The organism is Saccharopolyspora taberi (genome assembly GCF_039534165.1).
GTDB lineage: Bacteria > Actinomycetota > Actinomycetes > Mycobacteriales > Pseudonocardiaceae > Saccharopolyspora_D > Saccharopolyspora_D taberi.
The window spans coordinates 6195-18592 of the sequence record NZ_BAAAUX010000007.1 but is presented as its reverse complement, the minus strand read 5'-3'; the positions used below and the strand labels follow the sequence as shown (position 1 = coordinate 18592).

The window sequence follows — 12398 nt, the reverse complement described above, 5'->3', positions numbered from 1 at the left end:
CCCGGGGTGCAAAGCCGCCCGCCGGGGCCGGGGAGCGGCCGGGCACAATGACTTCATGACCGGCGGTGAGATCGGCGACATCAGTCCAGGACGTGCGGAGTTCCGCGAACTGGCGGCGGACCACCGGGTGATCCCAGTGGTGCGCCGGCTGCTCGCGGACGACGAGACCCCGCTCGGGGTGTACCGGAAGCTGGCGGGCAACCGTCCCGGCACCTTCCTCTTCGAATCGGCCGAGAACGGCCGTTCCTGGTCCCGGTGGTCCTTCGTGGGCGCGCGCAGCGCCGCCGCGCTCACCGTCCGGGACGGCCGGGCCTGCTGGACCGGCACCCCGCCGGTCGGCCTGCCCGAGGGCGGCGACCCGCTGGAGGCGCTCAACGAGTCGGTGAAGCTGCTGCACACCGACCCGCTGCCGGGCCTGCCGCCGCTGACCGGCGGCCTGGTCGGCTACATCGGCTACGACGCGGTGCGGCGGCTGGAGCGGCTGCCCGACAGCACCGAGGACGACCTGGCGATCCCCGAGCTGGTGATGCTGCTGGCCACCGACCTGGCCGCGCTGGACCACCACGAGGGCACCATCACCCTGATCGCCAACGCGGTGAACTGGGACGACTCCCCGGAGCGGGTCGACGCCGCCTACGACGACGCGGTCCGCAGGCTCGACGAGATGACCGAGCGGCTGGCCCTGCCCGCCGAACCGACGGTGGCGGTGTTCTCCCGCCCGTCCGCGGAGTTCACCCGCAGGCGCACGCCCGAGGAGCACTGCGCCGCGGTGGAGCGGGCCAAGGAGGCCATCCGCGACGGCGAGGCGTTCCAGGTCGTGGTCTCGCAGCGGTTCGAGATGGACACCGACGCCGACTCGCTCGACATCTACCGCGTCCTGCGCACCACCAACCCGAGCCCGTACATGTACCTGCTGCGGCTGGAGGACCCCGACGGCGGCGGCCCGTTCGACATCGTCGGGTCCAGCCCGGAGTCGCTGGTGACCGTTCGCGACGGGCAGGCCACCACCCACCCGATCGCGGGCACCCGCTGGCGGGGCGAGGACGAGGACGAGGACGCGCTGCTGGAGAAGGAGCTGATCAACGACGACAAGGAGCGCGCCGAGCACCTGATGCTGGTCGACCTCGGCCGCAACGACCTGGGCCGGGTCTGCAAGGCGGGCTCGGTGCACGTCGTGGACTTCTTCCGGATCGAGCGCTACAGCCACGTCATGCACATCGTCTCCACGGTCACCGGCACGCTGGCCGAGGGCCGCACCGCCTTCGACGCGGTCGCGGCGTGCTTCCCGGCGGGCACCCTCTCGGGCGCGCCGAAGCCGCGCGCGCTGGAGCTGATCGAGGAGCTGGAGCCGACCCGCCGCGCCCAGTACGGCGGGGTCGTGGGCTACCTGGACTTCGCGGGCAACGCCGACACCGCGATCGCGATCCGCACCGCGCTGGTCCGCGACGGCCGGGCGTACGTGCAGGCCGGCGGCGGCATCGTGGCCGACTCCGACCCGCTCGCCGAGGACCAGGAGTCGATCAACAAGGCGCGGGCCGTGCTCAACGCGGTCGCCACGGCGGGAACGCTGCGGCGCCCGGAGCGCGTCGCCCAGGACGCGGGGGAGCGGGTTGAGCACCGAGCAGGCATCTGAGTCCCGGCCGGGCCGGTCACCGCGACTGCTGTGGTCGGTGGTCCTGCTGCTGCTGGCCGCGGCCGGGCTGCTGTGGGGCTCCAGCGCGGTGACCTGGGTCGGGCAGCGCTTCCGCACCCCGTTCTCCGGGGAGCAGACCAGCGGCGTCACCGGCGCCGTGCTGCGCCCGGAGCTGGTCCCGGTCGCGCTGGCCACGCTCGCGGCCATCGCCGCGGTGCTGGCCACCGGCGGCTGGCTGCGCCGGGTGCTGGGCGCGCTGGTGGTCGTCGCGGGCGGGCTGCTCGGCTGGCGCGTCGTCGCGTGGCAGATCGAGGGCTGGTTCGCCTACAGCGCGCCGTCGCTGCCGCAGGGCAGCGTTCCGGTCAGCGGGATCACGACCAACCCGGCGGGCCCGCTGCTGATGTCGGCGGGCGCGGTGCTGCTGCTCGTCGCTGGTGCGGTGGTCCTGCTGCGGGCGGGCAGGCTGCCCGCGATGGGCGCCCGCTACTCGGCGCCGGGAGACACCCGCCGGAAGGTGGTGGATCCTGACAAAAAGCTGTGGGAAGCCCTCGATTCGGGGGAGGATCCCACCGTCGAGCAGGACCGCTGAGGCCGGGGTTCGAGCAGCGAGCCCCGGCGTCGTCCGAGCACCGTGCCAGGGCCGAAGGTCCTTGCTGTGCAGGGACGTTGTTCCGACCCCTTCGGTGGACGCCGGATCGGGCGGGTTTAGCATCGGCCATGCGACGGCACGGCGGGAAGGGGAGTGTCGTGATCGAGCGCAATGAGTTCATCTGCGCATCCAGCGACTTGCGGGTGAGTATTCGGGGTACGGCCTGCGAGGTGTCCGAGTGAGCGTTCTGGAAGCCATCATCGACGGTGTCCGCGAGGACATGGCCGCACGCGAGTCGGTGATCTCTTTCGACGAGATCAAGCAGCGGTCCGCGGCGGCCGCACCGCCGAAGGACGTGCTCGCGGCGCTGCGCGCCCCGGGCGTGGGGGTGATCGCCGAGGTCAAGCGGCGCAGCCCGTCGAAGGGCGAGCTCGCCGAGATCGCCGAGCCCGCGGACCTGGCCTTCGACTACGCGGAGGCGGGCGCCCGGGTGATCAGCGTGCTCACCGAGCAGCGCCGGTTCGGCGGGTCGCTGGCCGACTTCGACGCGGTGCGGGCGCGGGTCAGCGCTCCGCTGCTGCGCAAGGACTTCATCGTCAGCCCCTACCAGGTGCACGAGGCCCGCGCGCACGGTGCGGACATGGTGCTGCTGATCGTCGCGGCCCTGGAGCAGGTGGCGCTGGAGGCGCTGCTGGACCGGGTCGAGTCGCTGGGCATGACCGCCCTGGTCGAGGTGCACACCGCCGAGGAGGCCGACCGCGCGCTGGAGGCGGGCGCGAAGGTCATCGGCATCAACGCCCGCAACCTGCACACCCTGGAGGTGGACCGGGACGTCTTCGGCCGGATCGCCCCCGGGCTGCCGGTGGAGGTGCTCAAGGTCGCCGAGTCCGGGGTCCGCGGGCCCAGCGACCTGATGGCCTACGCCGGTTCGGGCGCCGACGCGGTCCTGGTCGGCGAGGGGCTGGTCACCAGCGACAACCCGCGCACCGCGGTCACCCAGCTGGTCACCGCCGGGTCGCACCCGGCGTGCCCGCGCCCGAGCCGATGATCATGCCTGCAGACTCCGGGGCGCAGGGACGTCCCGGGGAAAGCTTGCCGAAGGAGAACTGATGACACCCGCCAGCGGAGCCGACACCGCGCGTGCGCACCGGCCGGGCAAGCCCGTGCCCGAGGGCCACGACCCGGACGAACGCGGCCACTTCGGCCCGTACGGCGGCCGGTTCATGCCGGAGGCGCTGATCGCCGCCCAGGACGAGCTGGCCGCCGAGTACGAGAAGGCGCAGCGCGATCCCGAGTACGTCGACGAGCTGGCCCGCCTGCTGCGCGAGTACGCGGGCCGGCCGTCGCTGCTCACCGAGGCGAAGCGGTTCGCCGAGCACGCGGGCGGCGCGACGATCCTGCTCAAGCGCGAGGACCTGAACCACACCGGTTCGCACAAGATCAACAACGTGCTCGGGCAGGCGCTGCTGGTCAAGCGGATGGGCAAGCGCCGGGTCATCGCCGAGACCGGTGCGGGCCAGCACGGCGTGGCCACCGCGACCGCCTGCGCCCTGCTCGGCCTCGACTGCGTGGTCTACATGGGCGAGGTCGACACCAGGCGGCAGGCGCTCAACGTGGCCCGGATGCGGCTGCTGGGCGCCGAGGTGATCCCGGTGGCGGCGGGCTCGGCGACCCTCAAGGACGCCATCAACGAGGCCCTGCGGGACTGGGTCACCAACGTCGAGGACACCCACTACCTGCTGGGCACCGCGGCCGGGGCGCACCCGTTCCCGATGATGGTGCGCAACTTCCACAAGGTCATCGGCGAGGAGGCCAGGGAGCAGGTGCTGGCCAGGACCGGGAAGCTGCCCGACGCGGTGGCGGCCTGCGTCGGCGGCGGCTCCAACGCCATCGGCATCTTCCACGGCTTCATCGACGACCCGCAGGTCCGGCTGGTCGGCTTCGAGCCGGGCGGGCACGGCCTGGACAGCGGGGAGCACGGCGCGACCCTGGTCAAGGGCACCCCGGGCACCCTGCACGGCGCCCGCTCGTACCTGCTGCAGGACGACGACGGCCAGATCACCGAGGCGTACTCGATCTCGGCGGGCCTGGACTACCCGGGCGTCGGCCCGGAGCACTCCTACCTCAAGGACTCCGGTCGCGCCGAGTACCGCGCGGTCACCGACGACGAGGCGATGCAGGCGTTCCGGCTGCTGTCGCGGACCGAGGGCATCATCCCGGCGATCGAGTCGGCGCACGCGCTCGCCGGTGCGCTCCAGCTCGGCAAGGAGCTGGGGCCGGACGCGACGATCCTGGTGAACCTGTCCGGTCGCGGGGACAAGGACATGGACACCGCCGCGAAGTACTTCGGCCTCGTCGACGAGGCGGAACAGGAGAACGCCCGGTGAGCCTCAACGACGTCTTCGCGACCTGCCGGGCCGAGGGGCGCGCGGCGCTCATCGGCTACCTGCCCGCTGGCTACCCGACGGTCGAGGGCTCCAAGGAGCTGTTCGCCGCGATGCTGGAGGGCACCGGCGACGAGCCGGGCTGCGACCTCGTCGAGGTCGGCATCCCGTACTCGGACCCGGTCATCGACGGCCCGACCATCCAGGCCGCGAGCAACACCGCGCTGCGCAACGGCTTCCGGGTCCGGGACCTGTTCGACGTGGTCTCCTCGATCGCTTCCGCTGGCGGCAACGCGGTCGTGATGACCTACTGGAACCCGGTGCACAAGTACGGTCCGCACGCCTTCGCGCGGGACCTCAAGGCGGCCGGGGCGCACGGCGTCATCACGCCCGACCTGGTGCCCGACGAGGCCGAGGACTGGATCGCGGCCAGCGACGAGCACGGCCTGGACCGGATCTTCCTGGTGGCCCCGTCGTCGACCGAGCAGCGGCTGGCGATGACCACCAAGGCCGCGTCCGGTTTCGTCTACGCGACCTCGGTCATGGGCGTCACCGGCGCCCGCGACTCGGTCGGCGCGGCGGCCGAGGGCCTGGTCAAGCGCACCCGCGCCTACACCGACCTGCCGATCGGGGTCGGGCTCGGGGTGCGGTCCGGCGAGCAGGCCGCCGAGGTGGCGGGCTTCGCCGACGGCGTCATCGTCGGTTCGGCGTTCGTCGACCGCGCCGAGCGCGAGGGCGCCGACGGGGTGCGGGCGCTGGCCGCGGAACTCGGCAGGGGCGTGCGGTTGCGCTGATCTTCGGTACGAGCCGCGAGGGCGGGGTCCGGGTGGGCCCCGCCCTCGCTTTGCACCACGCAGTGTGTCCGGGTTGTCGGTTTGGAGCCCATTTCGGGGTGCGGCGCACCTGACGTGTGAGCGGTTCCGGTGGCCGATGGTCACGTTCCGGCTTATTTCACCCGATTGTTTTCACGCTATTTTTCAATCAGTCCTTTGAGTGATGGAAAATGCGATCTTGCTATTTCGCGCGCAATATCGTGCTCGCAATGTCTTTTCGGCAATGCACGAGAGAGGAATACTTCATGAGCGCCGTTATGCGTAAGCTGTGTGCTGGTGCCGGGGCCGTCGCGGTTGCGGCCGGAATGATGCTCACGTTCTCCGGCCCAGCGCAGGCGAGGGTGATCGACTGCCTGGACTACCTGGCCACCGAGGGCTACGACGCCAACAAGTGGGAGATCAAGCAGGCGTGCGAGTCCGGTGAACGTGGGTACTGGGAAGACTGCAAGACGACTCTGGTCGACCACTACGTCCGTCCGTACCACGCCACCGAAGCGTGCGACTGGGCGCAGCAGGGCAAGGACGTCCGATTCGTCTTCCCGCGCTGAACGAACTGAATTCGGCTGCTCCGTGCCCGCCCTTTTCGCGAGGGCGGGCACGCTGTTGTCCGGTGGCGGAAACACCCGGCGCGAAAGACCGGTGAGGATGCGGTAACGATGTTGCTCGGCCGCTGCCCACGGGCCGCGCCCGGCCAGATACGGTGTGGGCGTGAGTGCCCCGGTTACCGCATCGGCGACGGCCTTGCTGGCCAACATCCCCAGCCCCGACCAGGGGGTCTGGTCCATCGGACCGATCCCGCTGCGCGCGTACGCGCTGTGCATCATCGCGGGGATCGTGGTGGCGATCCTGTGGGGCGACCGGCGCTGGGTCGCCCGCGGCGGTCGCAAGGGAACGGTCACCGACATCGCGGTCTTCGCGGTCCCGTTCGGCCTCGTCGGCGGACGGCTGTACCACGTCGCGACCGACTGGCACAAGTACTTCGGACCGGACCGCAACCCGCTGGACGCCCTCAAGGTCTGGGAGGGTGGTCTCGGCATCTGGGGCGCGGTCGCGCTGGGCGCGCTCGGCGCCTGGATCGGCTGCCGCCGCCGGGGCGTCCCGCTGCCCGCCTTCGCCGACGCGGTCGCGCCCGGCCTGGTGCTGGCCCAGGCGATCGGCCGCCTCGGCAACTGGTTCAACCAGGAGCTCTACGGCGGTCCGACGACCCTGCCGTGGGGCCTGGAGATCTACCGCCGGGTCGACCCGGAGACCGGGCTGTCCGACCCGATCGCGGGTGTCGCGGTCGACCACACCCCGGTCGCCGTGGTGCACCCGACCTTCCTCTACGAGCTGCTCTGGAACGTCGGCGTCTGCCTGCTGATCGTGCTGGCCGACCGGAAGTTCCGGATGGGCCGCGGTCGCGTCTTCGCGCTCTACGTCGCCGGTTACACCGCGGGCAGGCTGTGGATCGAGATGATGCGCACCGATGACGCCACGCACGTCCTGGGCATCCGCATCAACGTGTTCACCTCGCTGATCGTCTTCGCCGGCGCGGTGGTGTACCTGCTCCTGGTCCGCGGGAAGCGGGAGGATCCCGCGCGGTTGCGCGGGAAGCCGCGGCCCGGTGAGGAGGACGAGGAGGTTCCGGCGGACTCCGCGGACTCCGCCGACGGCGGGGACTCCGCGGACGGCGGCTCGGAGGGTTCGGGTACCTCGGGTGCTTCGGGTACCTCGGGTGCGTCGGGCGCTTCGGGGAGCGGGGACGCGGAGGCGCCGCGGAGCGGTGGCTCGGAGGCCACGGCGAGCGGGGCTTCTGGGGCCGGGGCGTCGGGGAGCGACGCTTCGGAGACCGGGTCGTCGGAGAACGAGGCTTCTGGGAGCGGGGCGTCGGGGAACGGGGCCAAGGCGAGCGACGCTGCGGGGACCGGGACGTCGCGGACCAAGGCGTCGGAGAACGGAGCGTCGGCGAGCGAGGCATCGGGGGCCGAGGCTTCTGAAACCGAGGCGTCGCCGAGCGAAGCGGTGCGAACCGAGGCGTCGCCGAGCGACGGCGAGCCGGACGAGGCGGAGCCGGAGGACGGCGAGCGCTCGAAGCAGCGAGCCGAAGGCGAGCAGCGGAGCTGACGGCCGGCGGGCTTGACCCTGCCAAGGTGTCAGGCCCTGTACTGGCCGCATGATCAACGCTGGGAACCTGATCGACTACGCGGGGTCCGGCCCGCACTGCTACTCCAGTTCGCTGTTCATGGTGCTCGGCGCCGAGGCGCCGGCGCCCGCGGTGATCGAGACCCTGACCGGTTCCCCCTTCGGGGTGCAGCTGGTGCGGGGCGAGCTGCCGTACTTCGACCCGTACGGCTGGGATCCCGAGGTCGGCCTGGACGCGGCCATCGAGCTGCTCGGCTGGCGGTGCGACCGCCGCGCCGGAGGGACGCCCGAGGAAGCGCTGGACCGGCTGCGGGCGGAAGCCGCGCGGGGGCCGGTGCTGGCCGGGCCGTTGGACATGGGGTTGCTCGGGTACCAGCTCGGGCCGCCAGAGGGCGACCACTACGTCGTCGTGCTCGCGGTGGATGACGATCTCGTGCTGCTGCACGATCCGCACGGACATCCCTTCGCCACGCTGCCCACCGCCGAGTTCGTGGCCGCCTGGCGCGGTGAAGCGGTGGAGTACGCCGACGAGCCGTTCGTCATGCGCACGGGGTTCGTGCGGGAACGCGAGGTCGGCGAGCTGGAGGCGTTGCGGCGTTCGCTTCCGCGGGCGGCGGGCTGGCTCGCCGGGCGGGATGACGTGCCGATGCCCGCGGGCTCGCTCGGCGGAGAGGCCGCGCTCGAACGCCTGGCCGCGCAGGTGGAAGCCGGGCTGGACAGCGGGGTCAGGGACCTGCTGGCGGCGTTCGGCGTCCGCCTCGGGGCTCGTCGGCTCGCCGACGCCGCCGGCTGCCTGCGCCGCCTCGGCCTCGCCGGACCCTCCGAGGTCACCGCGGAACTCGCCCGCGCGGTGGGCGCGCTCCAGTACCCGCTCGTCACGGGTGACGACCCGGCGTTGGCGGCCGGGCTGCGGCGGTTGGCCCCGGGTTACCGGCGGCTGCTGGACGTGCTCAGCCCCGGAACGGGGCGATGACGGGGGAGCCGTCCGGCGTCCGGAGGACGGTGACGCGGGCGGCGTAGCGCTCGGAGAGCGCGTCGGGCGTGAGGACTTCGGCCGGGGAGCCTTCGGCAGCGACCTGGCCGGAGTCCAGGAGCACGAGGCGTTCGGCGTACTGGGCGGCCAGGGTCAGGTCGTGCAGGGTCATCACGACCGTCGTGCCGAGTTCGCGGCGGAGTTCGTCGACCAGGTCCAGCAGCGCCTGCGCGTGCCCGATGTCGAGGCCGGTCGTGGGTTCGTCGAGCAGCAGCACGCCCGCGCGCTGCGCGAGGGCGCGGGCCAGGACGGTTCGCTGGCGCTCCCCGCCGGAAAGGGTCGCGAGCGTGCGGTCGGCCAGCCCGCCGAGGTCCAGGCGTTCCAGCAGGCCCGCGACCAGATCGAGGTCCGAGCGGCCCTCCCTGCCGAGCGGGCCCAGGTGCGGGGTGCGGCCCAGCAGGACGTAGTCGGTGACGGTCATGCCCACCGGAAGCTGCGGGATCTGCGGGGCGTAACCGATCAGCCGGGCCCGTTCCCGCCGCCGCAGCCCGGCCAGCTCGCGGCCGTCGACCAGCACCCGGCCCCGGTGCCGGACCAGCCCGGCGACCGCCTTGAGCAGCGTTGACTTGCCCGAGCCGTTCGGACCGATCACGCCGAGCCAGCCGCCGCTGCCGACGGTCGTGGTGACTTCGGAGACGACCGTGCTGCGCCGGTATCCGGCCGCGAGTTCGCGGATCTCCAGGCTGCTCATGCCGACCTCTGTGTCTTGCGGGGCACCCGCACCCGGTCGGCCCGCATAAGCGGGAAGTGATGATCGCTCATGCGTGCCTCCGTGCGAGCAACAAGGCCGCGAAGAACGGCGCCCCGGTGAACGCGGTGATCACGCCGATCGGCAGCTCGGCAGGGGACAGCACGGTCCGGGCGAGCATGTCGGCCAGGACCAGGAAAGCGCCGCCGAACAGCAGCGACAGCGGCAGGATCCGGCGGAAGCCGCCGCCGACCGCGAGCCGGACCAGGTGCGGCACGACGAGCCCGACGAAGCCGATCAGGCCCGCCGCCGACACGGCCGCCGCAGTGGCCAGCGAGGCCGCGACCAGCACGAGCGCCCGGATCCGCCCCGGGTGCACGCCGAGCGCGGTGGCCTCCTCGTCGCCGGTGCCCAGCACGTCGAGCAGCCGGGCGCACAGGCACAGCACGACCGCGGCGACGGTCAGGTACGGCAGCACCACCAGCACCTCGTGCCAGCCCGTGGTGCTCAGCCGCCCGAGGATCCACATGTAGACCCGCTCCAGCGACTCCAGGCTGAGCTGCTGGACGAAGGTCTGCCCCGCGGTCAGGAACGCGCCCACCGCGACACCCGCGAGCACCAGCGTCGCGGCCTCACCACCGGCGGCGCGGCCGACCGCCCAGGTCAGCCCGACCCCGCCCAGCGCCCCGGCGAACGCCGCCACCTGCACCGGAACCGCGGGCAGCGCGGTGATCGAGACGGTGACCGCCAGCCCCGCCCCGGCCGCCGAACCCAGCAGGTACGGATCGGCCAGCGGATTGCGGAACACGCCCTGGAACGCCGCGCCGGACACCGCCAGCGCCGCTCCGACCAGGGCACCGAGCACCACGCGCGGCACCCGCAGCTGCCACAGGATCGCCGCCTCCCGCTCGGACAGCGGCGAGACCCCGCCGCTGACCTGCGCGACCAGCTCGCCGAGCACCCGCTGCCACCCCAGCTCGGCAGCACCCGCCAGCACCCCGGCCAGGACGCTCACAACCAGCGCGGCGACTCCGGCCAGCACGTGAACCGGCCGCAGCCTGCTCGGCATCGGGGGGACCTCCTGGGGTCGTTTTGCGTGGCGGTGCGGGTGGCGGAACCTCAGGCGCCGCCTCGCTGCGGGACCGAAGCGGTCCTGCCGCTTCGGAAGGATTCTGCGTATGCCAATACGACGGAAAAAGCTGTCCTCGCCGAGGAACACCTGAGAACCCGCGGCGGTGCCGGTTGGCATGGTGGGCTAAGCGGCTTCGCCGCTTGAGGACGATGGCTCGTGGCGTGCTGGGACCTCCGGGGCGGGTGCTCAGCTCTGCTGGGTGCGGGTGACGGCGTCGCTGATCGTCCGGACGAAGTCGACCACGCGCGGGCCCCAGCGGCCCGCGATGTCGTCGTCGAGCTCGACCACGTGCCCGTCGCGCACCGCGGTCAGCGTGTTCCACCCCGGGCGGGCGGCGACCGCGGCGGCGTTGACCTGGCAGCACTTGGTGTCGGCCAGGAAGATCAGGCTCGGGTTGGCCTGCAGGATCTGCTCCTCCGACAGCTGCGGGAACTGCCCGCCCGCCGGGTCGGCCACGTTGCTCAGGCCGAACTTCCCGTAGACGCTGCCCACGAAGCTCTGCGAGGTCGAGGTGTAGAAGTCCGGGCTGACCTCGTGGAAGTAGCTCAGCGGCTGCGGCGGGCGCGGGGTGTCGGCCACGATCTTGTCGATCTCGCCGCGCATCCGCTCGGTGAGGTCGCGGGCCGCGTTGCCGCGCCCGGTGGCCTGGCCGATGACCTCGATCTGCTGGTACGCCTCGTCGAGCGTCGTCGGCGCCGGGGTGAGCAGCACCGGCACGTCCACCGCGCGCAGTCCCTCGGCGAGCTGGGTGGCGCTGTCCGGCGCGATCACCAGGTCCGGGTTCTGCCCGCCGACGGCCGCCGCGTCCGCCGACAGCGCGGACAGCTCGGTGCGCGGCGCCTGCGGCGGGAAGTTCGAGAACTGGTCGACCGCCACCACCTTGTCCCCGGCGCCGATCGCGTACAGCGTCTCGGTCGCGGTGGGGGACAGGGACACGATGCGCTTGGGCCGCTGGGTCAGCGTCACCGGTTCCTGGCCGGGCAGCTCGATCTTCGCCGGGAACGCCGACGCCGGGTCGTCGACCGGTCCCGGCGGTTCCGTCGGCTGGGGTCGGGTGGCACAGGCGGCGAGCAGGGCGAGCGTGGCGAGCAGCAACGCGGTGAGGCGGCGGAACCCGGTCATGACTTCCCTCGGTTCGGCCGGTGCGGTCCGACGCCGGAGGCCGACGCCGCACCCCTGCACCGGGAGTGGCGGACATCGACGCCGCGCACCAAGGCGACCTGGCTCGGTCCCGGCGGTTGCCGGGGCCATCACAGTTGCGGCACAGCACCGGGTTCGCACCGGCTTCGCTTGGCGCAGGCGTCCGCGGACGGGCCCACACGTGCGGCCGTCCTGAGCTGGAAAGATATCAGCAAACGATCGACTTCCCCGCCGCAGTACGGGTGTCCTGGAGCACGGGGGCTGTGCCGGCGGCGACCGAGCGGTTAGATTTGACGACGAAGCGTGCAAACCGGCGTGCCGACGCTGCCCCGGATAGCGGACGGGGTGCGTTACAACAAGATGTTCAGCATCACTCCCAGGGTGCTGCTTCTGGGTATCTTGACTGTTAAAGTTCTCTGAACACTCCCGGTCGCGACGGACGTTCTGTGTTGGACCTGCCGGTTCAACCGTCCTCGCCCCGAAACTTTCCGGTCACCGGAAGTCACGAGCGGGCCAACGTCGTCCCGTGCCCAGAAGTCGAAGTCTCCGGACTTGAGCACGAGGAACGACGAGGGAGGTCTGCGCTGTGGCTTTCTCAGCCATTCCCGCTCCGCAGGGTCTCTACGACCCGGCGGCAGAACAGGACTCCTGCGGTGTCGCGATGGTCGCCGACATCCGCGGTCGGCGCTCGCACGGCATCGTCGCCGACGCGCTGACCGCGCTGGCCAACCTGGAACACCGGGGAGCCGCCGGTGCCGAGCCGACCAGCGGTGACGGCGCGGGCATCCTGCTCCAGCTCCCGGACGAGCTGCTGCGCGCCACCGCAGGCGTCGAGCTGCCCGAGC

General features: G+C 72.2%; 11 protein-coding genes and 1 pseudogene. 9 read left to right on the top strand and 3 right to left on the bottom strand.

All coding sequences use genetic code 11. The annotated features are described in order from the left end of the window. The first annotated feature begins 55 nt into the window (after window positions 1–55). The 8 genes and pseudogenes from ABD691_RS07175 (at window position 56) to ABD691_RS07140 (ending at window position 8533) form a co-directional block, all read left to right on the top strand. Complete coding sequence (locus ABD691_RS07175) at window positions 56–1633, top strand: anthranilate synthase component I (RefSeq protein ID WP_344678660.1); 1578 nt, start codon at window positions 56–58, stop codon at window positions 1631–1633. Next, complete coding sequence (locus ABD691_RS07170; RefSeq protein ID WP_344678659.1) at window positions 1611–2222, top strand: Trp biosynthesis-associated membrane protein; 612 nt, start codon at window positions 1611–1613, stop codon at window positions 2220–2222. Before ABD691_RS07175 ends, ABD691_RS07170 begins: the two co-directional genes overlap by 23 nt. A gap of 238 nt (window positions 2223–2460) precedes the next feature. After that, entirely contained in the window at window positions 2461–3270 is an 810-nt protein-coding gene (gene trpC / locus ABD691_RS07165) for an indole-3-glycerol phosphate synthase TrpC (RefSeq protein WP_344678658.1), read from the top strand. A 61-nt stretch (window positions 3271–3331) separates the two neighbouring features. Then, on the top strand, window positions 3332–4609 hold the full coding sequence (trpB, locus tag ABD691_RS07160) for a tryptophan synthase subunit beta (RefSeq protein WP_344678657.1): 1278 nt from the start codon (window positions 3332–3334) through the stop codon (window positions 4607–4609). Next, window positions 4606–5400 (top strand): tryptophan synthase subunit alpha, encoded by a 795-nt coding sequence (trpA, locus tag ABD691_RS07155; protein WP_344678656.1) that lies wholly within the window; start codon window positions 4606–4608, stop codon window positions 5398–5400. Before trpB ends, trpA begins: the two co-directional genes overlap by 4 nt. Window positions 5401–5684: 284 nt before the next feature. Next, entirely contained in the window at window positions 5685–5987 is a 303-nt protein-coding gene (locus ABD691_RS07150) for a hypothetical protein (RefSeq protein WP_344678655.1), read from the top strand. 160 nt (window positions 5988–6147) lie between these two features. Continuing rightward, window positions 6148–7066: pseudogene (lgt, locus tag ABD691_RS07145) on the top strand (prolipoprotein diacylglyceryl transferase); the annotation flags it as partial. A gap of 525 nt (window positions 7067–7591) precedes the next feature. Further along, window positions 7592–8533, top strand: a complete 942-nt coding sequence (locus ABD691_RS07140; RefSeq protein ID WP_344678654.1) for a cysteine peptidase family C39 domain-containing protein — start codon at window positions 7592–7594, stop codon at window positions 8531–8533. On the opposite strand, the gene ABD691_RS07135 is transcribed toward ABD691_RS07140, so the two are convergent. From ABD691_RS07135 to ABD691_RS07125, 3 genes are all read right to left on the bottom strand, one after another. Further along, a complete protein-coding gene (locus tag ABD691_RS07135; protein WP_344678653.1) occupies window positions 8511–9284 on the bottom strand; it encodes an ABC transporter ATP-binding protein in 774 nt (257 codons plus the stop codon). The genes ABD691_RS07140 and ABD691_RS07135 overlap by 23 nt on opposite strands. A gap of 67 nt (window positions 9285–9351) precedes the next feature. After that, complete coding sequence (locus ABD691_RS07130; RefSeq protein ID WP_344678652.1) at window positions 9352–10350, bottom strand: FecCD family ABC transporter permease; 999 nt, start codon at window positions 10348–10350, stop codon at window positions 9352–9354. A 249-nt stretch (window positions 10351–10599) separates the two neighbouring features. Beyond that, the gene (locus ABD691_RS07125) at window positions 10600–11535 is read right to left on the bottom strand and encodes an ABC transporter substrate-binding protein (protein WP_344678651.1); all 936 of its coding nucleotides are present in this window, start codon (window positions 11533–11535) and stop codon (window positions 10600–10602) included. Window positions 11536–12139: 604 nt separating this feature from the next. On the opposite strand from ABD691_RS07125, the gene ABD691_RS07120 reads away from it, so the two are divergent. Continuing rightward, a partial coding sequence (locus ABD691_RS07120; RefSeq protein ID WP_344678650.1) for a hypothetical protein occupies window positions 12140–12398 on the top strand: 259 nt, incomplete at its 3' end.